The 26,551-nt window shown below is 35.8% G+C and carries 32 protein-coding genes and 1 pseudogene; 9 read left to right on the top strand and 24 right to left on the bottom strand.

Annotated features, from left to right (window positions below):
• Positions 1 to 119: 119 nt before the first annotated feature.
• Entirely contained in the window at positions 120 to 857 is a 738-nt protein-coding gene (locus tag ACM6HU_RS08250; RefSeq protein ID WP_097834688.1) for a segregation/condensation protein A, read from the bottom strand.
• Between the two features lie 169 nt (positions 858 to 1,026).
• Here ACM6HU_RS08250 and ACM6HU_RS08245 point away from each other — a divergent pair, with 169 nt between their 5' ends.
• Both ACM6HU_RS08245 and ACM6HU_RS08240 read left to right on the top strand, forming a co-directional pair.
• Entirely contained in the window at positions 1,027 to 1,122 is a 96-nt protein-coding gene (locus ACM6HU_RS08245) for a YjcZ family sporulation protein (protein ID WP_000510192.1), read from the top strand.
• 218 nt (positions 1,123 to 1,340) lie between these two features.
• Positions 1,341 to 1,859 carry a DUF309 domain-containing protein gene (locus ACM6HU_RS08240; protein ID WP_016116152.1) on the top strand — a complete coding sequence of 173 codons (519 nt, stop codon included), beginning with the start codon at positions 1,341 to 1,343 and terminating at the stop codon, positions 1,857 to 1,859.
• A 20-nt stretch (positions 1,860 to 1,879) separates the two neighbouring features.
• Here ACM6HU_RS08240 and ACM6HU_RS08235 read toward each other — a convergent pair whose 3' ends face one another.
• Together ACM6HU_RS08235 and ACM6HU_RS08230 are read right to left on the bottom strand one after the other, a co-directional pair.
• Complete coding sequence (locus ACM6HU_RS08235; protein WP_016116153.1) at positions 1,880 to 2,245, bottom strand: GNAT family N-acetyltransferase; 366 nt, start codon at positions 2,243 to 2,245, stop codon at positions 1,880 to 1,882.
• Positions 2,246 to 2,845: 600 nt separating this feature from the next.
• Positions 2,846 to 3,283 carry a peptidylprolyl isomerase gene (locus ACM6HU_RS08230; RefSeq protein WP_003208377.1) on the bottom strand — a complete coding sequence of 146 codons (438 nt, stop codon included), beginning with the start codon at positions 3,281 to 3,283 and terminating at the stop codon, positions 2,846 to 2,848.
• Positions 3,284 to 3,470: 187 nt separating this feature from the next.
• On the opposite strand from ACM6HU_RS08230, the gene ACM6HU_RS08225 reads away from it, so the two are divergent.
• Entirely contained in the window at positions 3,471 to 4,337 is an 867-nt protein-coding gene (locus ACM6HU_RS08225; protein ID WP_006095863.1) for a DUF1002 domain-containing protein, read from the top strand.
• A 223-nt stretch (positions 4,338 to 4,560) separates the two neighbouring features.
• Here the strand turns inward: ACM6HU_RS08225 and ACM6HU_RS08220 are convergent, their stop codons facing one another.
• The 14 genes and pseudogenes from ACM6HU_RS08220 to dacF form a co-directional block, all read right to left on the bottom strand.
• Positions 4,561 to 5,364, bottom strand: coding sequence for a Cof-type HAD-IIB family hydrolase (locus ACM6HU_RS08220; protein WP_414848106.1), 804 nt, complete (start codon positions 5,362 to 5,364; stop codon positions 4,561 to 4,563).
• A 95-nt stretch (positions 5,365 to 5,459) separates the two neighbouring features.
• Positions 5,460 to 6,932, bottom strand: a complete 1,473-nt coding sequence (locus tag ACM6HU_RS08215) for a spore germination protein (RefSeq protein WP_016116155.1) — start codon at positions 6,930 to 6,932, stop codon at positions 5,460 to 5,462.
• Complete coding sequence (locus tag ACM6HU_RS08210) at positions 6,910 to 7,488, bottom strand: stage V sporulation protein AE (RefSeq protein ID WP_016131928.1); 579 nt, start codon at positions 7,486 to 7,488, stop codon at positions 6,910 to 6,912. Before ACM6HU_RS08210 ends, ACM6HU_RS08215 begins: the two co-directional genes overlap by 23 nt.
• Before the next feature lie 5 nt (positions 7,489 to 7,493).
• A complete protein-coding gene (gene spoVAE / locus ACM6HU_RS08205) occupies positions 7,494 to 7,844 on the bottom strand; it encodes a stage V sporulation protein AE (RefSeq protein ID WP_414848105.1) in 351 nt (116 codons plus the stop codon).
• A gap of 3 nt (positions 7,845 to 7,847) precedes the next feature.
• Entirely contained in the window at positions 7,848 to 8,864 is a 1,017-nt protein-coding gene (spoVAD, locus tag ACM6HU_RS08200) for a stage V sporulation protein AD (RefSeq protein WP_006095867.1), read from the bottom strand.
• Between the two features lie 12 nt (positions 8,865 to 8,876).
• Positions 8,877 to 9,335, bottom strand: a complete 459-nt coding sequence (gene spoVAC / locus ACM6HU_RS08195) for a stage V sporulation protein AC (protein WP_016116157.1) — start codon at positions 9,333 to 9,335, stop codon at positions 8,877 to 8,879.
• 11 nt (positions 9,336 to 9,346) lie between these two features.
• Positions 9,347 to 9,763 carry a stage V sporulation protein AB gene (locus ACM6HU_RS08190; RefSeq protein ID WP_414848104.1) on the bottom strand — a complete coding sequence of 139 codons (417 nt, stop codon included), beginning with the start codon at positions 9,761 to 9,763 and terminating at the stop codon, positions 9,347 to 9,349.
• Entirely contained in the window at positions 9,756 to 10,376 is a 621-nt protein-coding gene (locus ACM6HU_RS08185; protein WP_016116158.1) for a stage V sporulation protein AA, read from the bottom strand. Before ACM6HU_RS08185 ends, ACM6HU_RS08190 begins: the two co-directional genes overlap by 8 nt.
• A 185-nt stretch (positions 10,377 to 10,561) precedes the next feature.
• The gene (locus ACM6HU_RS08180) at positions 10,562 to 10,714 is read right to left on the bottom strand and encodes a methionine/alanine import family NSS transporter small subunit (RefSeq protein WP_080119054.1); all 153 of its coding nucleotides are present in this window, start codon (positions 10,712 to 10,714) and stop codon (positions 10,562 to 10,564) included.
• A pseudogene (locus ACM6HU_RS08175) lies at positions 10,714 to 10,952 on the bottom strand (sodium-dependent transporter); the annotation flags it as partial. The gene ACM6HU_RS08180 and the pseudogene ACM6HU_RS08175, both read right to left, overlap by 1 nt.
• Positions 10,953 to 11,111: 159 nt before the next feature.
• Positions 11,112 to 11,870, bottom strand: coding sequence for an RNA polymerase sporulation sigma factor SigF (gene sigF / locus ACM6HU_RS08170; protein WP_016116161.1), 759 nt, complete (start codon positions 11,868 to 11,870; stop codon positions 11,112 to 11,114).
• Between the two features lie 12 nt (positions 11,871 to 11,882).
• Positions 11,883 to 12,323, bottom strand: coding sequence for an anti-sigma F factor (spoIIAB, locus tag ACM6HU_RS08165; protein WP_003200026.1), 441 nt, complete (start codon positions 12,321 to 12,323; stop codon positions 11,883 to 11,885).
• Positions 12,324 to 12,674 (bottom strand): anti-sigma F factor antagonist, encoded by a 351-nt coding sequence (spoIIAA, locus tag ACM6HU_RS08160; RefSeq protein WP_016116162.1) that lies wholly within the window; start codon positions 12,672 to 12,674, stop codon positions 12,324 to 12,326.
• Between the two features lie 173 nt (positions 12,675 to 12,847).
• Positions 12,848 to 14,041 (bottom strand): serine-type D-Ala-D-Ala carboxypeptidase DacF, encoded by a 1,194-nt coding sequence (gene dacF / locus ACM6HU_RS08155; RefSeq protein ID WP_016116163.1) that lies wholly within the window; start codon positions 14,039 to 14,041, stop codon positions 12,848 to 12,850.
• 165 nt (positions 14,042 to 14,206) lie between these two features.
• On the opposite strand from dacF, the gene ACM6HU_RS08150 reads away from it, so the two are divergent.
• The 4 genes from ACM6HU_RS08150 to ACM6HU_RS08135 are packed head-to-tail and all read left to right on the top strand — an operon-like array spanning position 14,207 to position 17,610.
• Positions 14,207 to 14,626: a GntR family transcriptional regulator gene (locus tag ACM6HU_RS08150; RefSeq protein ID WP_016116164.1), complete on the top strand. Its 420-nt coding sequence runs from the start codon at positions 14,207 to 14,209 to the stop codon at positions 14,624 to 14,626.
• Positions 14,592 to 15,473, top strand: coding sequence for an ABC transporter ATP-binding protein (locus ACM6HU_RS08145; RefSeq protein ID WP_016116165.1), 882 nt, complete (start codon positions 14,592 to 14,594; stop codon positions 15,471 to 15,473). Before ACM6HU_RS08150 ends, ACM6HU_RS08145 begins: the two co-directional genes overlap by 35 nt.
• Complete coding sequence (locus ACM6HU_RS08140) at positions 15,463 to 16,524, top strand: ABC transporter permease (RefSeq protein ID WP_016116166.1); 1,062 nt, start codon at positions 15,463 to 15,465, stop codon at positions 16,522 to 16,524. Before ACM6HU_RS08145 ends, ACM6HU_RS08140 begins: the two co-directional genes overlap by 11 nt.
• A 12-nt stretch (positions 16,525 to 16,536) precedes the next feature.
• Complete coding sequence (locus ACM6HU_RS08135) at positions 16,537 to 17,610, top strand: ABC-2 transporter permease (RefSeq protein ID WP_016116167.1); 1,074 nt, start codon at positions 16,537 to 16,539, stop codon at positions 17,608 to 17,610.
• A gap of 18 nt (positions 17,611 to 17,628) precedes the next feature.
• Here the strand turns inward: ACM6HU_RS08135 and ACM6HU_RS08130 are convergent, their stop codons facing one another.
• Together ACM6HU_RS08130 and ACM6HU_RS08125 are read right to left on the bottom strand one after the other, a co-directional pair.
• Positions 17,629 to 18,174 (bottom strand): hypothetical protein, encoded by a 546-nt coding sequence (locus ACM6HU_RS08130; protein WP_016116168.1) that lies wholly within the window; start codon positions 18,172 to 18,174, stop codon positions 17,629 to 17,631.
• Positions 18,175 to 18,283: 109 nt separating this feature from the next.
• Positions 18,284 to 18,703, bottom strand: a complete 420-nt coding sequence (locus tag ACM6HU_RS08125; RefSeq protein ID WP_016116169.1) for a MarR family winged helix-turn-helix transcriptional regulator — start codon at positions 18,701 to 18,703, stop codon at positions 18,284 to 18,286.
• A gap of 159 nt (positions 18,704 to 18,862) precedes the next feature.
• Here ACM6HU_RS08125 and ACM6HU_RS08120 point away from each other — a divergent pair, with 159 nt between their 5' ends.
• Together ACM6HU_RS08120 and ACM6HU_RS08115 are read left to right on the top strand one after the other, a co-directional pair.
• Positions 18,863 to 19,525: an SIMPL domain-containing protein gene (locus ACM6HU_RS08120; protein ID WP_016116170.1), complete on the top strand. Its 663-nt coding sequence runs from the start codon at positions 18,863 to 18,865 to the stop codon at positions 19,523 to 19,525.
• Between the two features lie 136 nt (positions 19,526 to 19,661).
• The gene (locus ACM6HU_RS08115) at positions 19,662 to 20,951 is read left to right on the top strand and encodes an NCS2 family permease (protein ID WP_016116171.1); all 1,290 of its coding nucleotides are present in this window, start codon (positions 19,662 to 19,664) and stop codon (positions 20,949 to 20,951) included.
• A gap of 32 nt (positions 20,952 to 20,983) precedes the next feature.
• On the opposite strand, the gene corA is transcribed toward ACM6HU_RS08115, so the two are convergent.
• From corA to ACM6HU_RS08090, 5 genes are all read right to left on the bottom strand, one after another.
• Positions 20,984 to 21,946 carry a magnesium/cobalt transporter CorA gene (gene corA / locus ACM6HU_RS08110; protein WP_016116172.1) on the bottom strand — a complete coding sequence of 321 codons (963 nt, stop codon included), beginning with the start codon at positions 21,944 to 21,946 and terminating at the stop codon, positions 20,984 to 20,986.
• A gap of 60 nt (positions 21,947 to 22,006) precedes the next feature.
• Positions 22,007 to 23,311 (bottom strand): pyrimidine-nucleoside phosphorylase, encoded by a 1,305-nt coding sequence (locus tag ACM6HU_RS08105; protein WP_016116173.1) that lies wholly within the window; start codon positions 23,309 to 23,311, stop codon positions 22,007 to 22,009.
• 7 nt (positions 23,312 to 23,318) lie between these two features.
• Positions 23,319 to 24,140: a purine-nucleoside phosphorylase gene (locus ACM6HU_RS08100; RefSeq protein ID WP_003208346.1), complete on the bottom strand. Its 822-nt coding sequence runs from the start codon at positions 24,138 to 24,140 to the stop codon at positions 23,319 to 23,321.
• Between the two features lie 13 nt (positions 24,141 to 24,153).
• The gene (gene deoB / locus ACM6HU_RS08095) at positions 24,154 to 25,338 is read right to left on the bottom strand and encodes a phosphopentomutase (protein ID WP_016116174.1); all 1,185 of its coding nucleotides are present in this window, start codon (positions 25,336 to 25,338) and stop codon (positions 24,154 to 24,156) included.
• A gap of 365 nt (positions 25,339 to 25,703) precedes the next feature.
• Positions 25,704 to 26,444 (bottom strand): FixH family protein, encoded by a 741-nt coding sequence (locus ACM6HU_RS08090; RefSeq protein WP_016116175.1) that lies wholly within the window; start codon positions 26,442 to 26,444, stop codon positions 25,704 to 25,706.
• Positions 26,445 to 26,551 lie beyond the last annotated feature (107 nt).

Genomic DNA, 26,551 nt, shown 5'->3' with positions numbered 1-26,551 from the left:
CGTTCCAAACAAAATTATGTGAAACCATGATCAGCAGGGATTATTTCCACTGATCATTCGTTTTGACTAATCAAATACTTACTGCTAGTTTTCCTCACAATTTTGAAATGGGAGTTTTACTAAACTTTAGAGCGGGTCAAAAAGATTTCATCAAAATTGTGTTCTTGCTCAATAATAATTTGTTGGTTTTTCATAAGTTCGAGTATGGCTAAAAATGTTACAACCATTACTTCGCGCTCTTCATCAACGAATAAATCATAAAAACTTTGGCGTCCTTCCGCTGTTTCTAATTGCTGTAAAATATCACTCATACGTTGTTCAATCGGTATTTCTTGACGAGCAATTCGCGTTGTTACTGGACGTTTTGGTTTTTTACGACGCATAAGTTTTTGAAATGCTGCTAACATATCATACAGTGTTATATCGAGAGGTAAACTTGTCTCCTCTTCTTGCTGAAATGATGTAAAATCGATTGGTGGACGTGTATAAAGTTGTGCTCTTTCTTGTTCTCTCTCTTTTAATTCAGCAGCAACTTGCTTATATTTTTTATATTCAATTAACCGCTCCATCAACTCTTGACGGGGATCATCTATAAAGTCTTCACCATTATCAGGTACATCTTCCTCTTGTTTCGGTAACAGCATTTTACTTTTAATTTGCAATAGCGTTGCGGCCATCACCAAATACTCACTTGCAACATCCAGTTGCAAGTCTTTCATCGTATGAATATAAGATAAATACTGCTCTGTAATTTCCGCTACAGGAATATTATATATATCAATTTCATAGCGATGAATTAAATGTAACAATAGATCTAAAGGCCCTTCAAAAGCCTCTACTTTAAAATTATATTGCACAAAGCATCCCACCACATTTTTTCTATAACAACATAAGTATAGAGCATACTTATGTTCTATCCAACCTTTTTCAGAAATTTAGTTAAAAATAGACACCTGCCCATGCAACAATGCCCACCTCTTCATATGATAAAAGTGTAGTAAGTTCAATGTAGGAGGTAAAAAAACTATGGGCCATGTTGATTGTGGTTTTAACGGCGGTTTCGCTTTACTTGTTGTGCTCTTTATCTTATTAATCATTGTAGGCGCGGCTTGCTTCTGCTAATGCAGAATATAATAAACGGCTAGAGATTCTCTAGTCGTTTATTATTTATCCCGCTATTCGTGTGCAGTAAGATCTCACCTTAAAATTCAGCAAAAGTAAAGAAGTGAGGTGGGGGGCGGGCTGATAATCAGTGTAGATAAAGAAAACTCCATTGATCACATCGTAGTTTCACTTTATGATAAACTGTACGTAAGACCGTTTAGACAGGAGCGAAAAGGATGTATCCTACAGCATACATACAATTTTTAATTCATTTTCATGGAGATTATGATTACTTTGAATGTCACGAAGTACTAGAAGAATATTGGAAATTGAAACCACGAGGAGAGCGAGAAAACTACTGGGTTGGTTTTATTCAAATAGCAGTTGCTTTATACCATCACAGACGCTCAAATTGGAATGGTTCAATGCGAATGATGAAAAGCGCCATTGCTATTTTAAAAAAGGAAGGTATACAAGTACACAGATTAGGTCTTGATCACCCAAAACTTTTAACTATATTACAAAAACAATTACAGTCCATTCAATCAAAAGAACCTTTTGCACCTATATTTTTTCCTTTTTCAGATTCCTCTTTAGAAAACACATGCTTGCAATTATGTACAGAAAAAATGATTCCTTGGAAAGATGCTCATTCACTACCTACTGAATACATTATCCATAAACACAAATTGCGTGACAGAAATGATGTAATTGCCGAACGAAACGAGCAACTAAAAAAAAGAAAGCAGAGATGACACAAATTCCATCTCTGCTTTCATGAATGTATATTTTGTTCAATTCCCTTACACTTTTCACAAAAACTAGCAGTTTGTTCGTTTCCACAAATTGTAATACCTTGAAACTTATTTTTTAATTCTTGTATCATCTTTGTACCAATCCCCATGTGACGATGAGATGGATTCACACTAAGATGTTGAATCTGTAATACATTTTCTTCGTTGATAACTCCAACTATCCCAACAAAATCATCATTTTGTTTCCACAAATATAGTTGCCAACTATCATTTTTATCATATTCTTTCATTGTCAATTGTAAAATTTTCACATCTTTTTCAGTCGGCATAAACGAAAGAAGCCCCATTGCAATCTTTTCATAACTTTTTTTAAAACGAATTAACATAAACCTTATCCCTTCTTACAAAAGTTACAAACCATGTATCCCCTCTACCACTATTGCTATATCATCTCCATTTTACAATATTTTCACTATAGTGAGAAGGGCTGCCAAAACAACTTGATAATCATACAAAGAGAATGTAGGAAAGTCAAATGTATAGTAGTCCTTTATTTTCATTAATAAAAGAAATTCTCTCATTGAGAATTTACTTTTATTAAGCTAATGAATAAACTCCATCTAACTTTTTAGCTTCTCGCATAACGCATTGAACTACAAAACTTATAAACCACGAATAACGAAATAAAACTTTACTGTATCCTATGTATTTTTACAAAAATAGTTCTATCGCTAACAATTTAGTTAGCTATAATAACTTTATCATTTACTCTCTTATCATTTACTGCATATTACCCACAAATTCCTGTTTATAGATTAAAACTTTTCTTAATTTTAATTTTTTCTCCGATTGTCACTACAAACATGGGACAAAGCAAAATTTTATACTTACATGTTTTCAATCTTCTCTTATTATCATATAAAGCTTTTGAATGATGATTATTTAACAGTAAAAAAATAAAAAGAGAGCACTTTGCTCTCTTCAATTTATTCTTCCCAAACTTTAACTTCTTTCATTACATCGCCTTGACGCATGTTTAATACTGTTTCAATACCGCTTGTCGCTTTACCAAATACAGTATGTACACCATCTAAATGTGGTTGTGGCTCATGAACGATGAAGAATTGGCTACCACCTGTATTACGGCCAGCATGTGCCATAGAAAGTGATCCAACTACATGTCTATGCGGATTCCCTTCAGTTTCACATGGGATAGAGTAACCAGGACCGCCTGCACCTGTTCCTGTTGGGTCTCCACCTTGGCTTACGAAACCAGGAATAACGCGGTGGAATGTAACACCATTATAGAATCCTTGATCTGCTAATTTTTTGAAATTTTCAACTGTTTTCGGTGCTTCTTCTGGGAAAAATTCTAATTCAATTTTTTCACCATTCTCCATTAATATGTATCCTAAAGTTTTCATACGTATATGTCTCCTTTCAACTATCTCAGCACTATATTACCATATTCATGCTCAGAAACAAAAAGAATCCGACAATCTGTATACTTCTTTTTTAAAATCAGCAAGAAGACGGATGACAAATTTTAAAAATATACTATAATTACTGTGTTACCCGCAAATTCCAGAAAGAGAAAGGGAGCGATTTTTCGTGAAAACGAAACTATTAGCTCTGCTACTAGCTGTTACGGTGTTTATGATCCCAACAGCTTCATTTGCAGACGTGATTGAGGGAGAATCAATCGTTACATTAGGAGAAAATTTATCTGAACAACAAAAACAAGATCTTTTAAAAGAAATGAAAGCGCCAAAAGATGCGCAAATTATTACTGTATCTAATGCGGAAGAACATAAATTTTTAGAGGGTATTGTTCCAAAAGCACAAATTGGTACGAGAGCTATTTCCTCTTCTATAATTACGTATACAAAACCAGGATCAGGTCTTATTGTGCGAGCGAAAAACATTAATTGGGTAACAGATGCAATGTATACAAACGCACTCATCACAGCAGGTGTTAAAGATGCAGAGATCCAAATCACGGCACCATTTAAAGTATCAGGAACAGCTGCTTTAACAGGATTAATGAAGGCTTACGAAACAACATCGAAAAAAGAAATTCCTGAAGAAGTAAAAAAAGTAGCCAATGAAGAAATGGTACAAACAGCGAAACTTGGTGACAAAATTGGTGACGAAAAAGCTGTTCAACTTGTTGCGAAAGTAAAAGAAGAAATTGCTAAGGAACAGCCAAAAACAACAGAAGATTTACGTGCGCTAATTAAAAAAATTGCTGATCAACTTGGTATTACACTAACAGATGAGCAATTAGATAGCTTAGTTTCATTATTTGATAAAATGAAAAATTTAAATATTGACTGGAACCAAGTTGGTAGCCAATTAAATAAAGCAAAAGAACATGTTTCAGCATTTTTAGGATCTGAAGAAGGACAAGGCTTCCTAGATAAAGTAAAAGATTTCTTCTCTAGTATCATTGATTTTATTAAATCATTATTTAAGTAATAAAAAGCTCGTCATTGACGAGCTTTTTATTATATAAATCCAAACTAAAAAACCGACATAAAATCTTTCTTTTCAGGTGGAAGAGAGCATCCGACCATGCATAGCAGCGGTCAGATCCTCTTCCTGCCCCATACCAAGTGAAAACAAAGAAAGAAAACGAGTGCAGGTCACCTTTTGTTTTTCATAGCAGCTTATATGTGAAAAATCAAAATGGATTTATCTATTATATAAGCAACGGTAATTTCATAATCGCTTCCTCTACAGAACGAACAACATGACATGCCTTTTCCTTCACATATGGATGTGCATGATGAAGAGTAAAAGAATGCGGTGTTACTTCAAACATAGAAATGTCATTAAAAGAATCACCAATACATGCTACTTCATGCGCTTCAATTTTCAAATGCTCCATCAAACGTTTTAAAGCACTTCCTTTACTAACCCCCATTGGCATAATATCTACATATCCTTTTCCAGAAATAAAAATTTCAGCGTGCTCATGAAAAGTGTCTCTTAGCTCTTGATCCAATGTCACAATCTTTTCTGCTTCTCCATACACAAACAACTTTGCAGGATGAATTGTTTTACCAAATTCCTCCTCTAATGTTTCTATTTCAGCAATATGCACACCCATATATTCTTCAAAAACATAATGATGTTCATTTTTCTTTTTCGTATATCTCTGCTCTTTTGCACACACAATATCAGCTAGCCTTTTTTCATGTATATATCGATATATTTCCTGGGCAACTCCATCATTGAATTTCGATTCATGGAATATTTGTCCGTTTGGTAATAGCATCGTAGCACCATTTAATCCTGTCGTGTAATATGGAAATGAGAATTGCCTAACTGCTTCATGAATTCGATGCGTAAAACGACCAGAAGCAAAGCAAATATTTGTCCCTTTTTCTGCTAACCAACAAAGTGCTTTTTCATCTTCCTTATGAATATTGCTTACATTATAAAAAAGTGTATCATCTAAATCACTTACAAATAATTTAATCATGCCCTCTTCCCCTTTCATACACAATGTCTACTCTAAGTGTACGAAAAAAATGTTGTGATTTTGTTAAAATACGATAAATTTCTAATAAAAAATAAGCAGGAAAAGATTCCTGCTTATTTTTGTCTACGTATATTTTGCGGGTGTACAATACTTGGACGTACTTTTAGACTAGACATAGTTGGACGTAATAAAATTTTCGTTAACGCGCCCCAGTCAAATGGTAAAAACGGCCATAAGTATGGTGTTTGTAAACTTTTAATAGATGCTAAAAACAAAATTAACATTGTCATTCCAATTACAAATCCTATCTCATGAAACAAACCAGTCAAAATAATAACAAATAACTTTCCGAGTTTGTTTCCAAGCCCTAATTCATAACTTGGCGTTGCATATATTCCAATCATTGAGACTGCTGTATATAAAATAACTTCTGGAACAAATAAGCCAACGTCAATTGCAATTTGTCCAATTAAAATTGCTGAAATTAAACCAGCAGCTGATGATAAAGGAGTCGGTGTATGAATCGATGCCATTCGCAAAAATTCAAGTCCAACATCGGCCAGAATTATTTGTAATAAAATAGGAAGATGCGTCATTTTATTTGGCCCAATGAAAGCAAGTTTCTCTGGTAACAATGTTGGATCGAACACAAAAACGAGCCAAAACGGCAATAAAAACACAGAAAATATAATGCCTACAAAACGAACCCACCGTAAAAATGTACCAACTGCCGGATTTTGTCTAAACTCTTCTGCGTGCTGCACATGATGAAAATACGTTGTTGGTGTAATCATTACACTTGGAGATGTATCAACAATAACTAATACATGCCCTTCTAATAAATGATTTGCCGCTACATCTGGTCTTTCTGTATAACGAATAAGCGGGAAAGGGTTATAACCCTGCTTCACTAAAAATTCTTCAATGGTTTTGTCAGCCATTGTAATTCCATCTACTTCAATACTTTCTAGTTCTTGCTTAATGATTTTTACCAAATCTGGATTCGCAACGTCCTGAACATAGGTAATACAAATATCCGTTTGTGACCGATCCCCAACCCGGATAATTTCGTTTCGAAGGCGCGGATCGCGAATACGCCTTCTTATTAGCCCTGTATTTACAATGATATTTTCTACAAAACCATCTCTTGCCCCGCGCACTACTTTTTCTGTATCTGGTTCTGTTGGTGTTCGTCCTGGATAACTACGAACATCGATTGCAAAGGCCTCTGTTTCCCCTTCTACAAAAATAATAACAAGTCCCGATAATACTTGTAGCATTACCTCATCCATCGTTTTTACTTTACTTACTTGTTGATGGATAAGGCGATTTTCTAAAAGCTTAACTGTATCTTCTTCAACATCTCTTATTTCATTTGTATCTACTGCTTCTTCCAAAATGTGAATGAGGTAATTTGTATCACACAATCCATTTACAAATAATACACCGATTTCTTTATCAAGAATTTGAAATTTACGAATCCCAACATCAAATGTAACACCTAGTCCGACTGTTTGTTTTAAATAATTTTCATTGTCACTCAAAAAAGAAGAGATTGGGATACTAACTTTCTTCTGTTTCGTCATAAAATCCGCTCCTTTCTAAAATTAATTGAATTGCTTTTTTTGTAATTGGTGCTCCTCGCTCCCACTCATCATTTCCACACATCTTTCCAATATCACCAATTCCAACAATTACAGGGACATTTAATTCATCTAAACAATAAATCGTATCTCCATTAATTCTGCCAATTTCACCATCAGGAAGTCCAAATTTATCAACACCGTATTCTGTTAATCTGCCTTCCCGATCTACGCTGACATCTACACGCGCCCACTCCCAATGATGTGTATTAGATGCAACAGCTAAAATGCCGAGAACATCAATTTGTTTATGCATTGCCACATATTTTAACGCTTTTTCACCTGAACCTTCTCCTATAAATCCACTATCATCAAACATGACAAATACAGGGTCATATGGCGTTTGCATAATTAGCTCCACAATCTTTTTCCCTGTCAATTTCGTCGGATTACTTTGCGATGCTGAAATACACCTTCCGCCAAACTCCTTTGTTAACAGCTCAATTGTCCGCTTTGCATATTCATCTCCATCTGTCACCAAAATAACCCTTCGTCTCATTTGATTTATCCTTTCGGTTTACATATAAGTGCTACAAAAAATGCAAATAATATCGATGCTGAAATACCTGAAGAAGTCAAACTAAACATACCAATTCCAATTCCTAAGTAACCATGTTTTTCAGCCGCCTCTAGTGCTCCATGCAAAAGGGAATGTCCAAAGCTCGTTATCGGAACAGTTGCTCCAGCACCTGCAAATTTTATGAGCTTATCATATAGTCCAAAGCTATCTAAAACCGCTCCAATTACTACAAAAGTTGCCATCAAATGTGCAGGAGTTAATTTAGCAAAATCCACTAAAAGCTGTCCTACTACACAGATAGCTCCCCCAACGATGAACGCGTATACAAAATCCACAATTCACACCCCTTTTATCCTTTCAAATACAACGCCGTGTGCAATTGTCGGAATCGTTTCTTTTTGTTGTATCATAATCGGGCTTAACAATGCTCCTGTTGCAACTACAAAAATACGCTGTAAGTTTCCTTTTTTCATTTCTTGTAGTAAATGACCGTATGTTACAACTGCCGAACAGGCACAACCGCTTCCACCTGCAAAAACCTCTTCTTGATCCTTGTTATAAATCATTAATCCGCAGTCATTATATACATTCCCTAAGTCATACCCTTCCTCAAGTAAAAGTTGCTTCGTAATTGGTGCTCCAACACCTGATAAATCCCCTGTAACGATAAGATCATAATCAGCTGCACTTCTCCCTAAATCTTCAAAGTGCTGTTGAATCGTATGGGCAGCAGCAGGTGCCATTGCTGATCCCATATCAAAAGGATCTGTAATTCCTAAATCTTGCACTTTTCCAATGGTTGCAGCTGTTATTTTAATATTGCTCTGTTCTTTACTAATTAAAGCCGTCCCTGCCCCTGTAACAGTTGAAGTTGCTGAACCAGGTCTTTGCCCCCCGTATTCTGTCGGATAACGAAACTGTCGTTCTGCAGTTGCATTATGACTACTAACCGTAGCTATCACACGATTAGCAAAGCCCCCATCAATAAAGGCCGATCCAATCGCTAGTGTCTCCATTGATGTTGCACAAGCGCTGAACATTCCTAAAAAAGGAATCCCAAGCTCCCTCGCCACATAATTTGCTGTAACGGTTTGGTTTAATAAATCTCCCGCTAAAAAAAAATCAATTTGCGAAGGCTTTATATCCCCCTTTTGTATGACCTGCTGAATTGAATCATTCATCAATCTTCTTTCAGCAAGCTCCCAATTTTCTTCCTCACAATGCAAATCATCATATGAAATATCAAAGCACTTTCCAAGAGGACCTTCCGCTTCTTTTGGACCGACAGCAGTACCTGTTGCATTCACAAATATATTATTTTGAAATACCCATGTTTGCTTCCCTGTCAATCTCATATCTAGTCTCCTTTAAGACAACCAAAGTTTAAACGTATATCGAATTAGACCAACAATGTATGCTCCAACAACTCCAAATACAATTACACTTCCAGCAAGCTTAAACATATTTGTAGCAACTCCGAGTACAATTCCCTCGCTACGGTGCTCCATTGCCGCACTTGCCATTGAATTTGCAAATCCAGTAACAGGAACTGCTGAACCAGCCCCTCCGAATTGACCGATTTTATCATATACACCAAATCCAGTTAATATGGCTGATAATAATACAAGTGTTGCTATCGTAGGATTTCCCGCATTTTGCTCATTAAAGTGAAAATAATACATATAAAATTTCATCAAGCATTCACCTACTGTACAAATCAGTCCACCTACAACAAAAGCTTTTACACAATTCATCACATAATTTGGCTTTGGATGATAATTTTTTACTTTATTTATGTAATCATCTTTTAATTTATTTTGGGCCATCTTGATACCTCCTATCTTGCAAAATAAATCCAATGAAATAAAGAGCCCATTACCTTTCCAAGTACAAGCGCAACGAGTAGAATGACAATTTTCCCATCTACGCCTACCCGTTTTGCTAATATAGGTAAAACATTCAATACCTCTGTCAAAGTCGCGGCAAGCATACCAATAAATGTTCCACAAAATAAGCCAAGTAAAACGAGCCAATACTGAGATGTTTGAAAGGTTATATCTCTTAAACTGCACCATGCTCCGGCCAAAGAACCACCAATTACGGCCCACTCAAAAAATTGAACCCGATGGCCACTCCTTGTTAACTGGGCTAAACGTGGGATTACACCAAGCACAGCTAAAAATGCCACATATCCCCCTCCAACTGCAATCCCACCAGCAAGCCCAATTACTATCACTACTCCATACTCAATCATCTGCGATTTGTTTTGCACTCTCTTTATTTTCATTGATCATGACATATTGATCGAGTGACTGTTGATACTGGAACATTTCCACTTCTAACGGACTTGGCTCTTCATTAATTCGTTTTTGAAACACATGATTAAAAAATAAGACCATCCCTAATCCCAGTCCTAAAGAATACGGAATTTGAAACAGGAGTGGTTTATAGTTGATTTCTCCCGTAATCATGTAATATAAGCGCCAGTGTACTTGCTGCATACTTACATCTTCATGAAAATAAATAATCGCAAGAGCCGCACCGACAAAAAGTAACATCCAAACCAATCCAAAGAAAATGGGGTGTACTTTCTTTTTTTCATAGACGATTTCAACAAGTGTTTGCCCAGGACCAAATAAATTAATTTGTATATGCTGCGTAGTTTGTTGAATCACTTGAATGATTTTCATCGCATCAATTACAACATGTGTTTTATCACGTTTTGTGATTTTATAGACAAGTTGCTTTTTTATTTTTTCTACTAAGCCAGAATCCCCAACTACTTGTGCAATATCTTCAATCTTCACCTCATATGAAGGGGATACTTGCAGACGATTTCGCATTTTGAGATAGATTGTTCGCTCCACTCCATTCACCTCTTTACTATTCCTCGTAGTTGTAGTATGGTTTCTGGAAAATTTTCTAATACAACTTTTTTTATAAAATGGAACTTTGCACGTTGGATTTTTAATCAACAATCACTCGGTTAATAAAGCGAATGTATTTCTTTAGAATCACTCTCTTCATATTTTGAACCTTCAGGTGAGGTTCATTAACTAATAAAGAAAAAACATCTGCACCATTTTGGCACAGATGTTTTTTCTTTATGCCTTTTTTTTCTAAATAAATTCATAATGCTTAAAGCTAATCCTCCCCAAATAACTACAATTCCAATGATCATCATCATAATTGCTGATTCACTCATCATGAAACACCTCGATCTTTCCATTCTTTTTCAAGCTGGGCAGAATCTGAATGTATTTGTGTATTCCATTTTTTCAAACTAATAATCAATGCAACGACAAGAAACGCTGCTACCAGAACCCAACCATACGTCACGACAAATTGTGTCAGATAATTACCATAGTTTTTTGAATGTTTTGAATCGTACCATCAATAAGCATATACCCTAACATAAGCGGTGTAATATATTTTAATTCCACTAAATTATCAATAAATTCCGATAATAATTCTGGGTGATTGAAATTTTTTGATTTTGGAAAGGATAACAACAGTAACATAAGATGCAATTTTTTCTTCTTCTCAATTTTATTTGAACTATCACTGCTTTCTAGTTCAAAGCAAAAAAATCGAATAGATGGCTATTCATCTATTCGATCTTTCATCTGTTTTAATATTTTCTTTTCAAGCCTTGATACTTGGACTTGTGAAATTCCAATTCGCTCTGCTACTTCTGATTGAGTTTGATCTTTATAATAGCGCAAATATACAATTAAGCGTTCACGCTCATCAAGTTCTCTAATTGCCTCTTTTAAAGCGATTTTATCAAACCATTTCGTTTCTGTTTGATCTGCAATTTGATCTAGTATCGTAATAGGATCTCCATCATTTTCATAAACTGTTTCATGTATGGATGATGGAGTACGACTCGCTTCTTGCGCAAGAACAACTTCTTCTGGTGTCAACTCAAGCGCTTCTGCTACCTCATTAATCGTTGGAGCTCTTCCATATTCTTTAGAAAGCTCATCTTTCATCTTTCGAATCTTATTTCCAGTCTCTTTTAAAGAGCGACTTACTTTCACCGATCCATCATCACGCAAAAAACGCTGTATTTCTCCAATAATCATTGGAACTGCATAGGTTGAGAATTTCACGTCGAAAGACAAATCAAATTTGTCTACCGATTTCAAGAGTCCAATACAGCCAATTTGAAATAAATCATCTGGTTCATATCCTCGATTGAGGAAACGTTGCACAACTGACCATACAAGACGCATATTACTTTGGACTATCGTATCTCTTGCTTGTTGGTCTCCATCTTGACTTTTTTGAATTAACACTTTTAACTCGTGGTCCTTTAACTGAGGTTTCTTCTTCTCATTTCTGACCTCTATGTCCATAGACAATTCTCCTTAATTGCATAGAGCGTTACTATTTGATAAGTATTTTGTCAAATGGATTGTTGTCCCGAAAGATTCATTTGAAATAACTTCTACCTCATCCATAAAATTTTCCATGATAGTAAATCCCATTCCGGAACGCTCTAATTCAGGTTTAGTTGTAAAAAGAGGTTGCCTTGCCTCATCTAAGTTAAAAATGCCAACCCCTTCATCTCGAATCGTGAGTTTCACCATTGCTTCTTCCAAAATCACTGAAATGTAAACAACACCTTCTGCATTCCCTTCATATCCGTGAATAATTGCATTTGTGACCGCTTCAGACACAACTGTTTTAATCTCTGTCAATTCTTCCATTGTTGGATCCAACTGTGCAATAAAAGCAGCAACTGTGACGCGAGCAAACGATTCATTTTGACTTAACGCTGAAAATTGAAGGTTCATTTCATTTCTCATTTATGCCACCCCCAATGTCGCGAGCGCATGCGCTTCACTTTCTTCTAAGCGAATGATTTTAAACAGACCTGACATTTCAAATAAACGCTTTACAGGAGGTGAGATTGCACAAACGACCATCTCCCCTCCTAAACCTTTAACATGCTTGTATCTGCCTAATATAACACCAAGACCAGAACTGTCCATAAATGTTAATTTCTCTAAACTTAGTACAATATGATGAACGCGATGCGTTTCAATCATATCCGTTACTTTCGCTCGCAACTCTTCAGCAGTATGATGATCTAGTTCACCCGCTAGCCGAACACATAAGACATCACGCTTTACTTCTAAATGCATGGAAAGACTCACACGATTTCCTCCTTATGCTTAAACTTGACTCATTTACATAAGATTTTCGTGAACATAAAATAAGAATCCTTCCTACTGACAAAAGAAGTACTATTTCGCCATAATGTGAACCTTTCAGCAATTATTCTACCTTTTTCATGTATGTGGGTAAGAAAATTGTAATCTCTTTGCTTCTATTTCGATGTTGAAAACATCCCTAAACTTCTTTTAAATAGTTCCCACCAGCTCGCTGCAGCAACATCTTCTTTTGCCACAATCGTTTGCTTTAATAAAACATCCTTATCTTTTTTAATAACAAGTGTACCGAGTGCATCACCTTTTTTAATTGGTGCTTTTACTTTCTTTTCAGCGATAACTTCCTGTTTTACCTTGTCCATATTCTCGCCTTTTTTCATCAGAAGAGATACGTTATCCGATGAAACTAAATCTACCTTTTCTTTCTTCCCTTTTCCTACTTTTACGGTTTGAATTTTTTCACCGCGTTTATACAATTTTTTCGTTGTATATTGTCCAAATGCATAATCAAGGAGCTTTGTTACCTGGTTGTTACGTTCTTTTGATGTTGGCGCTCCCATGACAACAGAAATGACACGCATGCCATTTTTTTCAGCTGATGCTGTTAAACAATATTTTGCTTCTGTTGTAAAACCTGTTTTCACCCCGTCTACCCCCGGGTAAAAACGAACTAATTTATTCGTATTCACAAGCCAAAACTTTTTCTCTGTATTTTCACGTAAGTAATCTTCATACTTTCCTGTATATTTTCGAATGAGTGGATATTTCATCAACTCTTTCGCCATAATTGACATATCATATGCTGTTGAATAATGGTCTTTCGCTGGAAGACCCGTTGGATTTTGGAAATGTGTATTTTTCAATCCTAAATCCTTTGCTTTTTTATTCATCATGTTTACAAAGCCTTCTTCTGAACCAGCGATATGCTCAGCAACCGCAACAGATGCATCATTTCCCGATGCAATTGCAATCCCTTTTAGCATTTCATTCACTGTCATCTCTTCACCCGGCTCAAGAAAGATTTGTGAACCACCCATTGAAGCTGCATGTTCACTTGCTCTGACTTTATCCTCTAGTTTTAGTTTTCCCTTTTCAACTTGTTCCATGATAAGCAACATTGTCATAATCTTTGTCATACTAGCAGGCGGCAGTTTTTCATTTGGACTTTTCTCAAATAAGACTTTACCTGTATCTTGCTCAATAACAATTGCTGACGATGCTTCCTCCGCTAACTTCGGTGTCTTTTCTACTTCTGTTTTCTCAGACTGCGCTTTCTCAGATTGTGCAAAGCCAACTGAAACACCAGAAAATAGCAACATGAAACAAACAAGTATTCCAAAAACTCGCTTCATGACTAACCCTCCATTCTATATCAAACCTATTTTTTCCAAATAATATGTTTTTATACCATATTTTTCTAAAATTTTGTGTTGACAAACAAATCTATCATATATATTGTATTAAGTGTATTACATCTAGTAGTACACTTAAATTTCATCAGGAAGGAGACACTGCTCTTGCACATTCAACTCGATCCAAGAAGCAACACTCCGATATGGGAACAAATTGTTCAAAATATAAAAGAACTCGTACTAAAAAGCATGTTAGCACCAAACGATAAACTACCATCTGTACGTGAACTTGCTTCACTTCTTGTCATTAATCCGAATACAGTAAGCAAAGCGTACCAAGAATTAGAACGACAAGGTATTATCGAAACACTGCGAGGAAAAGGTACATTTGTCTCTCAATCGATTACACCGACATGGGACGAAAGGAAAATTGCTATGGTCGAAAAACAATTTCACCAACTATTACTAGAAGCTTCTTATCTTGGGATTACAAAAGAAAAAATTCACGATTGGATAGATTCATACTATAAAGAGCTAGGAGAAAATACAGATGCTACAAGTGACAAATCTGAAAAAAACAATTGATAACCAAGTCATTTTAGACAATATTTCTTTCACATTACAAAAGGGCAGTATTGTTGGATTACTCGGAAGAAACGGTGCGGGGAAAACCACTTTACTTCGAACACTTGTTGGAATTTTAGATCCGGATGACGGAACTGTTACATATGATGATGTGGATGTTCATAAACATCCAGAAATTAAGCAGAAGGTAGCTTATGTACCGGACTCTACGAACATCTTGAACGGGTATACGGTGAAAGAAATCATCAAATTTTATAAAGCAGTCTATACAGCATTTGATGCAGATTATTTCTATCAACTGTTAGAACGATTCAATTTACCAAACAAACGAATTCGTAGTTATTCAAAAGGGATGAAAGCATTGCTCTCTATCATTTTAGCTTTTTCAGCTAAAGTAGAATACATCATTTTAGATGAACCAACAAACGGACTAGATCCTATTGTAAAAAGACAAATCTTACAATTTCTCGTTGAAGAAGTGGCAGAAAAAGAAATTACAATTTTCATCTCTACCCATCATTTAGACGAAGTTGAAAAAATAGCTGATACAATCATCATTTTAAAAAGTCATACAATCGCTTCTGTCACAGCACTAGATGACACAAAGTCATGCTATGCAAAAATCCAAGTTGCTTATGAACGTTCTCTACCTCAAAAACTAGAAAACTTAAGCAATATTAAAATATTAAACCAAACTGGAAAAGTATATACGATTTTAATCGAAGGAAACGTAGCTGCTACACTCGAAAAATTCCATAAAGAACAGCCACTGCTCATTGAGGAATTAACAATGTCTCTTGAAGATGTATTTGTTACGACACTTGAGGGGGATGTTTATGTTTCATAAAGCATTATGGATGCGGAATTGGAAGCTTGGAAAATATGTAGTGTTCATATTCTTTATAAGCACTCTTTACTTTCTTCCCTATGAGTACCATCAAGCTGCCCAAGAACAACAACAACTCTTTTCCCATCCAGAACTTCTGGAAGACGGAAAATTTTATTATCACTATTCTTTTTATTCTTCTGATAGCTTTTGGTTAGCAATTGTTATCATTACTCTAGCATGTCTCTTAATTGGATGGGAACGGAGTAGCCAGTCTGGAAATATACTTATGGTAATGCCATTTAAACGACGTGATATTTTTCTATCAAAGTGGCTTTTCGGTACATTTTTTATTGTAGGATCCTTTCTCATAAATTGGGTTCTTATGTATTTCATTTATAAATCAACCATTCATTTTGAATATCAATCATTTGGTCCATTCCATCGATACTTTCTTTATGCCATTGTTTCTTATGTGGCAATCTATACCGCTTCTTTATGTATTGGGACATTTACCGGAAGTATCATTTCACAAAGCTTCTTTAGCATTACTTTTTGCGTAATCGGTATGGGATTCTTTTCACTTTTAATTTTCTTCTTCACAACTCATGTAGATGCGATAGATAAAAAGAATCATATGAAATACGAATCACTTTACACAATTGGTAAAAAAACAGACATTTCAGTTCCTATCATGCATTTTTCTATTAATTACAGTTATCATCCTAAATCCCAGCCAACTGATGATAACGAAAAAATTCCACAAGGGCCTGCTTATCATAGTTACTATTCCGCTAAAGCAATCCTTGTTCCACTCTTCTACACAATTTGTTGCTTATTTCTTGGTGTATTTCTTTATACAAGATCACCGAACGAAAATAATAAGAAAATCTTTCTTTTTCAAAAATATCGTTCACTCTGGATATGGAGTGCGACGTTGTATTTTGCATTAATTGGGGGACAAATGCTAAACCATTTTGATTTGTTATTTAGTTACTATGTTGGTTTCTTTTTAGTTGGAACTATCACCTATTTTATATTATCACGACTTACAAACTATAAAGTCTTTTAAAGGAGAGATCCTATGTTTCAAAAAGCACTATGGCTACGGACATATCAACAAAGCAAATATATAATTTGGTTATTTTGGCTAGTAAGTTTCTTCGTACTATCATATAAATATTATTTAGCAGCAGCAGAACAACTAAACTATTTTCATGAGAATAATAAATGGAAATATATATTTCATTATCATTATAATCTTTCACTAATCGATCCCCTTATTATTCAAGGGAGTGTAATTATCGCTTTAGCTTGCGCCCTCATCGGATGGGAACGCCAAAATCAATCGAGTGATTTTCTATGGTCTATGCCCTTTAAGCGAACACACCTCTTTTTAACGAAATGGCTTTTTGGTGTATGTAATATTATAGCGGTTGTCATAATGAACTGGGGCCTTTTTGCCATTATGAAAAAGACAACTTTTCACAATAAATATCAGTTATTTTCACCTTTCCATACTTATTTTCTATACATGCTTCTTATACTAATTGCTGTGTATACGCTCTCTTTATGTATTGGTACAATCGCTGGTAATGTTATTTCACAAGGGTTTCTTACTATTTCTGTACTAGGTTTACCCTTTATACTTCCGTCTCTTATTGTCGGATGTATTACCCTGCACACAGGTGAAGATCCTACTACAAAAAATGAAATTCCGGATTCCTATACAAACATACTAGGAATGGCAAGTATTCTTGGACCTGCACAAGGGTTTCATATTAATTTTGATTATGATCCACAGCGTGCTTATACCGATCGTGATGGAGTACGCCATAATGAACCTAACTTTACTCACATTCCTTCAGCCAAGACACTCATTGGTCCAATTACAAACATACTTATTTTATTACCTGTAAGTATGTACTTATACGCTAGATCTCCAAATGAACAAAATGGGAGATTTCTATTGTATCCAAAACTCAAAAAATTGTTTATGATATGTTCCGTTATCTTTATTGGAATGTTTTGGGGAGTACTATTGGGAGGATCTGGTTCTCTGTTTAGCTATTATATGGGGTTTTTCGGAGCAAGTATTTTTAGCTATTTTCTTTTATCGCGCTTATTAAAGTGGAAGTTTTCTTGGAATGTGAAATAACCTCCTCACCCGAGGAGGTTATTTCACATTCTCTCTTCTTTTCCCATACTCCTTCTCTTCTTTCATTCCAAATCCATCGCCATTCTCTATCATTTGATCTGTCGGAGCTATAATACTTTCAGCAACTTTCCAATCTCCTTGTTCCTGCACAAACACTTGAAGAAAATAATTCATTCCATTTAATTGATATGGATTTTCTTTTTTCACTTCATAACGAACAGCAATGTAATACACTTGAACATTTTTATTTTCAAATTTAGAGACGTATTGAGATAACCTCGGGATGTAATGCGAAGCCTTTTCAAGTGAAAGTTGTTTTACTTTTACGAGAGAAGAATTTGTGACATTGCGCAGTGTATCTTGCTCACGAATATTATTACTATGGTGAAAAAGAATAGCATTCTGCATAGAACGCACCCATAATTTTGAATATAAAACGGGCTGATCACTCGCAATATAGTGTAGTTCTTTTTGAACAACTTGGATTGGTGTTTTTGCATAAATTAATGTGCTAGAGCATATAAAACTTCCAATAATAATTACGAATGAAACGATGTATTTCATTATTTTCCCTCCGATACTTTTTACTTAAAGTATTGGAGTTTCAAAATATTTTTATTCAAAAGAAAAAGGATAGGAAAGCACTTTGCCCCCCTACCCTCATTTATTGTAATTATAGTACGCGACCAAATAGTTCTAATACCATCTCAATCTCTTGATCGCTCCACCCTTTAAATTTTTCTTTATAGTATTCTTTACGTACAGCTTCAAGTTCTTGTGTAACTTCTTTTCCATGTTCTGTAATCTCCAAATACACAATACGACGGTCTGAATCAGAACGTTTTCTTGTTACAAAACCTTTTCTAACTAAACGATCTGTTACTGCTGTAATATGACTGGATGTTACGTTCACTTCACTAGCTATTTGCGAAGCCATTTGTGGGCTTTTCAAAAATAATGCACGCAATACAGAAAATTCATTATATGGCATATGCTCTGAAAAACGTGTATTAATATCATTCTGTAATAAACGTATCATCTTTCGAAATGATGCAGATAAATCTAAAATCAGTGCTTCTCTTTTTTCGTTCACTAGCCTCGACCCTTTTTTATCATATTTACACATATTATAATCTATAAATACCTACGTTGTATATGCTTTCTTTCCTTTTGATTCTTAATTATGTAACTTTTTACATAAAATTTTCTCTCTCTTTTGTTCATATACATATAGAAAGGATGGTGAGCAAAAATGCAAGTTGGCATGAATCCCTATTCACCCGATATCCGCAATGGAAAACAAGCAACTATTACTGTACAAGGAGAAGGAGTTATAAAAGCGAAACCAAATGTCGTTGTACTAACAATTGGTATTAGAACAGATAATAAAGATGTGAAACAAGCGCAGGAGGAAAATGCAATCCAATCTAAACAATTACTTGCTGCACTTAAACAAATTGGTATCGCTGATAAGGATATAGAAACCATTTCCTATACAATTACTCCTCAATATGAATACGTAAACGAAAAAGCATTATTACAAGGGTACCGAGTCGAGCATTTGTATGAAATTACCGTTTTAAATGTACAAAAAGCTGGGGAAGTATATGATATAGCCGTTACAAATGGAGCAAATGTAGCAAGAGGATTACGCTTCCGCATTTCCCATCCAAACGCTTACTATCAACAAGCACTATTACAAGCAGTCCAGCGCGCTCAAGAAAAAGCTCGTACAATTGCGAGTTCGTATAATTTAAATATTAATCCCATCCCACTTTCACTCGTTGAAGAATCAGCACAAACACCGCGTGAATTTATGTCTCAAGCTACTTTACACACACAAGCTGCTCCTCCAATTCAATCTGGTGAACTAGAAATCATCTCTAATGTTCGTGCCATTTTCACATATTTATAGCACCAGTTACCTTTTAAGTAAACGTTCTCATTTTATTTATTGTAAAAAGATTATGTTCTGATATAATAAAGGACGGTGAGCTCTTTACAAAAGAGAGATCACGGGTGGGAGAGGGATATGAAAAAGAAGGTTTAACATGAAAGGAATACTTGAAAGAACATTTAAATTAGACCTACACCATACATCACCAAAGCAAGAAATATTAGCTGGAGCGACATCATTTTTCACAATTGTTTATATTATGATTGTCAATGCGTCCATTTTATCAGATGCCGGCATTCCACTTGAAGCAGGAATTTTGGCAACTGTTTTTAGTTCATTTGTCGGATGTCTAATGATGGCATTTTGGGCAAATGCACCTGCTATTCTTGTACCAGGTATGGGTGTAAATGCATTCTTCACGTATACAGCTGTGCATACGCTTGGATTAAGTTGGCAAGAAGCATTAGCAGCTGTCTTTATCGCCGGTATTATTTTTGCAATCGCCGCGTTTACACCGATTGCTCGTACGCTTTCATTATCAATTCCAAAGTCATTAAAAGAAGCGATTACTGTCGGCATCGGTTTATTCTTAGCTTTCATTGGTTTGCAAAAAGGCGGTCTTGTCGTTTCGCATCCGAACACTGCTGTTGCATTAGGAAAATTAAGTAGTCCTGTTGTTTTGGCAACACTGCTTACTCTTATTGTGGCACTTGTGTTATTTATTCGTAACGTACGTGGGAACTTTTTATGGACGATTGCAATTGGAACCGGTATTGCATGGCTATTTGGTCTTGTTGATACAAGCCAAATAGGGAATAGCTCATTTTCATTCGCTAACTACGGGGATGTGTTTGGTGCTATGTCATTTGGGAAACTTTCTTCCTTACCGTTTTGGATTGCAACATTTTCCTTAAGCATGGTGCTTATTTTTGAGAACATGGGACTTTTACACGGATTATTAGAAGATGACCGTAAATTTCCACGTGCTTATCAAGCAAATGCAATTTCAGCAATGACATGTGGTCTATTTGGCACAAGTCCTACCGTTTCAACAGTAGAAAGTGCCGCAGGTATTACAGCAGGCGGTAAAACAGGTCTGACGTCTATCGTTACAGGGATATTATTCTTCGCATCACTGTTTGCTCTTCCGTTTGTAAAATTAATTCCTGATAGTGCCATTGCACCAATCTTAATTATTATTGGCGGTCTAATGATTACAAACATTCAGGCAATCCCTCTAAACGACTTTTCAGAAGGATTTCCAGCGTTCTTAATTATCGTTATGATTCCGCTCACATATAGTATCGCTGATGGTATTGCGTTCGGATTTATTGCTTATCCTATTTTGAAGATTGCTCTTGGAAAGCATAAAGAAGTCGCACCGTCTATGTATATCATTACATGCCTATTCTTAGCCATGTTTGTGTTACACGCTATTGGCTAGAAAAAACGCCGGGGAATCCCCTCGGCGTTTTTTTACTTAAACCATCCTTTTTTATAGAACCAGGCCATCATTCCTCCACCAATTAACGCCATAATAACTAAACAAATAAAATAGCTATATTTCCCTGCTAACTCTGGCATATGCGCGAAGTTCATCCCATACACCCCTGCAATAAATGTTAATGGCATGAAGATGGTCGAGAAAACCGTTAATGTTTTCATAATATTGTTCATATGATGCGAATTCAATGAAAAATAGCTATCTCTAATATCAGCTGTTAATTCTCGGCTTGCTTCAATCATTTCAGAAAGCTTTAGTAAATGATCATATATATCCTTAAAGTAAATTTCATGATCACTTACACCGTAAAACCGAGTTGAATTTAAAATACGATACAAGAGGTCACGCATCGGTATAATTGTACGTCTAAGCTTAGATAAGTCCGTACGAATATCGAATACTTCTTCTAGTACACTCCCTGCTGTATCCCCTGTTAAATTATCATCAATCGCATTTAAATGATCTTCAATATAATAAACAGGTGCAAAGTAGTCATCCACAATTTGGTCAATGATTGTATGTGCTACATGGAGAGAACTCTTCTTGATACGTTTCCTCTCGCCAAGCGTTGTCCACACTCTTTCAATCGCATTATTATGTGAAAAATGGAAAGAGACAATATAACGATCACTAACAAATAAATCGATCTCATGTGGCTCTAATCCATCTTCTCCAAATGCATGGAGAACTAAAAAGTTATATCCATCATAGAAATCCACTTTTGGTCTCTGTACATATTCTACACAATCTTCAATCGCAAGGGGATGGAACTTAAAATGTTTTTGTAAAATGTATGTATATTCTTCTTTTGTTGGCTTATATAAATCAAGCCAATACCATGCGATATCTTCTCGTCCTGTTTCTTCTAACGAAACATCGTATAATACTTCATCTTCTTTCGTTACTGCACAAATTTTAATCATAATTTCACCCATTATTATTATAAACAAAAAACAGTAAAAAAAGCCAAGGAGAAGGCTCCTTAGCTTTTTAGCTTATTTCGTTACAATGCCATGCACGAGTTTCGGTGCATCAACATGGTCTTTCGCAATTTTCATGTTCTCATAAATTTTCGCTTTTACATCTTCTACATTTTCGCGGTTCGCGTAAATCGTAACAAGTGAGTCACCTTTTTTCACGCTATCGCCCACTTTTTTACGAAGCATAAGTCCAACAGCTAAATCAATCTCAGATTCTTTCGTTGCACGGCCTGCCCCTAAAAGCATTGCTGCTGTTCCAATTTCATCTGCAACAATTTCAGATACGTATCCATCTTCTTTTGCCTCTACTTCAATTTTAAATTGTGCTTGTGGCAGTTTAGAAGGATCATCAACAACAGAAGCATCCCCGCCTTGCGCTGCTAGGAACGTTTTAAACGCTTCTAACGCTTTTCCATTGTTCATTACTTCAATTAGTTTTTCACGCGCATCTTCTAAAGAAGAAGCTTTTCCAGCAAGGTATACCATTTGACTTCCAAGTGTTAAACATAACTCTTCTAAGTCTTTTGGTCCTTTACCTTGTAATGTATCAATTGCCTCTTGTACTTCTAATGCATTACCAATTGCCTCGCCAAGCGGTTGGCTCATATCAGAAATAACTGCCATCGTTTTACGACCAACATTATTACCAATACGTACCATTGCTTCTGCTAAACGTTTTGCATCTTCATCCGTTTTCATAAATGCACCTGCACCTGTTTTTACATCAAGTACAATTGCATCTGCACCAGCAGCAATTTTTTTACTCATAATAGAGCTCGCAATAAGAGGGATCGAGTTTACTGTCGCTGTTACATCACGAAGTGCATATAACTTTTTATCAGCAGGTGTTAAGTTTCCACTTTGTCCGATAACTGCAATTTTATTTTCATTTACAAGACGAATAAATTCATCATTTTCAATTTCCACATGGAATCCTGGTACTGCTTCTAATTTATCGATTGTACCGCCTGTATGCCCTAATCCTCGACCAGACATTTTAGCAACTGGTACATCTAAAGCAGCCACTAATGGACCTAATACAAGTGTAGTTGTATCACCAACACCACCCGTTGAATGCTTATCTACTTTTACTCCTTCAATCGCTGATAAGTCAATTGTATCGCCGCTATTTACCATTGCCATCGTTAAATCAGCACGCTCTTGATCATTCATATCTTGGAAGAAAATTGCCATTGCGAATGAGCTCATTTGATAATCTGGAATGTCACCATTTGTATAGCCTTCTACAATAAATTTCACTTCTTCTGTCGTTAATGCATGTCCATCACGTTTTTTTGCAATTAGGTCCACCATTCTCATTGTAAAATCACCCCTTCATTTGTTTTACAATTGCTTTTACTAATGCTAAGAAATTAGATTTCACACGTTCTGTCGTTTCAATTACCTCATCATGATGAAGCGGTTGATCTAAAATACCAGCTGCCATATTTGAAATACAAGAAATACCAAGTACCTTCATACCAGCATGACGTGCAACGATAACTTCTGGTACAGTTGACATTCCAACTGCATCTCCGCCAAGTGTACGAAGCATACGAATCTCAGCAGGTGTTTCGTATACAGGACCTGTCATTCCAACGTATACACCTTCTTGCACTTTAATATTTAAGTCTGCTGCAACTTGTTTCGCCATTTCGCGAAGCTCTTCCGTATACGATGTAGACATATCAGGGAAACGTACGCCCATTTCAGCATCATTTGGTCCGATTAATGGGTTCGTACCCATGAAGTTAATATGGTCTGAAATTAACATAAGATCGCCTGGTTCAAATGATGTATTTACACCACCGGCTGCGTTTGTTACAACAACTGTTTCTACACCTAGTTCCTTCATAACACGAACTGGGAATGTTACTTTTTGCATGTCATATCCTTCGTAGAAATGGAAACGCCCTTGCATCGCAACTACAGTAACACCTTGAAGTGTACCAAATACAAGCTGACCTGCATGACCTTCTACAGTTGATACTGGAAATTCAGGAATTTCGCTGTATGGTACTGTTACTGCGTTTTCGATTTCATCTGCTAATACACCTAGTCCAGAACCAAGGATAAGCCCTACCTGTGGTGTTTCTTGGAATTTCTCTTTTAAGTATGAAGCTGATTTTGTAATAAGTTCACGATTCATTATATTGTCCCCCTTATTTTTTTAAGTCGTTTAAGAAACTTGTTCCGTATTCTGGCATTTCTACGCCGAAGTTTTCTGCTACAGTTGCACCAATATCAGCAAATGTTTGGCGAAGTACTAATTCTTTTCCGCCTTCTTTCATGCTTGGGCTATATACTAACAATGGTACATATTCACGTGTATGGTCAGTACCATGGTGAATTGGGTCATTACCATGATCTGCTGTAATGATTAATAAATCATCTTCTTTTAGTTTTTCAAATACTTCTGGAAGACGTGCATCATATTCTTGCAATGCTTCTCCGTATCCTTGAGGATCACGACGATGACCGAACATCGCATCAAAATCAACTAAATTCAGGAAGCTAAGACCTGTAAAGTCCATATTCAATGTATCTACAAGCTTATCCATTCCATCCATATTAGATTTTGTACGAAGAGATTCAGTTACGCCTTCTCCATCGTAAATATCAGAAATTTTACCAATGGCAATTACGTCATAATTGCTATCTTTTAATTCGTTCATGACTGTGCGGCCAAATGGTTTTAATGCATAGTCATGACGGTTTGGTGTACGTGTGAAGTTTCCTGGTTCTCCAACGAATGGACGAGCAATAACGCGACCCACCATATACTTTTCATCCAATGTTAACTCACGTGCAATTTTACAAATGCTGTATAGTTCCTCAAGTGGTACAACTTCTTCATGAGCTGCGATTTGTAATACACTATCAGCAGAAGTGTACACAATTAAAGAGCCCGTTTCCATTTGCTCTTGACCAAGTTCATCAAGAATCGCAGTTCCAGAAGCAGGTTTATTACCGATAATTTTGCGTCCTGTTTTTTCTTCTAACTCATCAAGTAATTCTTTTGGAAATCCTTCTGGGAAGACTTGGAATGGCGTATCAATATACAGACCCATAATTTCCCAGTGACCTGTCATTGTATCTTTACCAGTAGATTTCTCTTGCATTTTTGTATAGTAACCAAGTGGTTTCTCTACTTTTGAAATCCCTTTCATTTCACGGATATTGCCAAGACCTAATTTCACCATATTTGGCATTTGTAGTCCATTCATATGTTCAGCAATATGACCGATTGTATCAGAACCTACATCACCAAATTTTTCAGCATCCGGTGCTTCCCCGATTCCTACTGAGTCCATTACGACTAGGAAAATACGTTTATATTTATTCATAACTGCAACCTCCTATATGTTGAGTTCTACTTCTTGTAGTATGTTCAAAACGTTGTAAAGTGAAACTGCTATCAGTGAGAATTCTCTGTATCACACTAACAAAAAGCACTTCTTATTGGTCATTCTCCAACCTACTTCGCGGCACTTTCACATGAAGTAACAAGCTTCCTGTTTTTTCTAAGTCAGATGTCAGACATCTGATATTGATATCATAACATGTTTACGCTTTCTTTTTAATACATTTTCGTAGAAGTTCTTATTTTCTTCACACTTTCTATTGTAATCCATTCTGCAAATAAGTGCTAATGAAATTATGACTTATTTCGTAATCTCAAAATAAAAAAGCAGCTCTAAAGAGCAGCTTCTTATTTTACTTCTACTGTTTCTTCCTTATGTTCGTGAAGTTCACCTTTTCTCACATGAACTTTTACTTTATAAGCACCATTTTCTTTAAACGTATGTTTGCTTACATACTCTCCTTTATTCCCTTCTTTTGCGGGAATAAACTCATGCTTTTCAACGCCATCTTTCCAAATCTCAAGCTGTACTTCTGCTCCAGTTAATGCTTCTTCTTTTTGTTTCAAATGAACTTTCATTGTTGATTCAGCATTTGCTTTTACATCGCCAGCCATAAGGTGAATCATCGTATCACTCTTATGATCGCCATGACCTGCTTCATGACCACCATTTTCTTTCTTCGTATCCTCAACTTTTGCATTTCCTACAGCAATTTTCACTTCTGGCATAACATGCATTTCACGTGCATTTGTATGTGCAATAACATGATACACACCGTCAGATGGGAATGTTTTCTCTACTGCATAAACACCTTTCCCTTTATGCTTACCGTTTAACATTTCATGTTTTTCTTCGCCATCTTTCCAAATTTCAAACTTCACATCGTCAGCATCCGTTACTTTTTCTTTTCCTTGTGTAACAAGTGCCTGTACTTCTGTTTTTTCATTTGGCTTAATTTCTTTCGGGTTTGTTTGAACTGCTACTTTAACTTCTTCAAGTTTCTCTTTTTTCGGCGCTTCTTCTTTCTTTGTATTACAACCAGCTAATGCTAGCATCGCAATAAACAACGTAATTATCAGTTTTTTCATTATCATTTCCTCCTTCATACTCTACATAGTATAGAGGAAAAGACTAGTCGTATTCTAGCCTCCTGCTGAAAACAATATAAGAAATGTTTGTGAAGTTTTTGTGAAGT

This window comes from Bacillus sp. IT-79MI2 (assembly GCF_949768135.1).
GTDB classification, from domain to species: domain Bacteria; phylum Bacillota; class Bacilli; order Bacillales; family Bacillaceae_G; genus Bacillus_A; species Bacillus_A pseudomycoides.
Note: the sequence above shows the minus strand (reverse complement) of the source record. Positions and strands in the feature narration are given on the sequence as shown.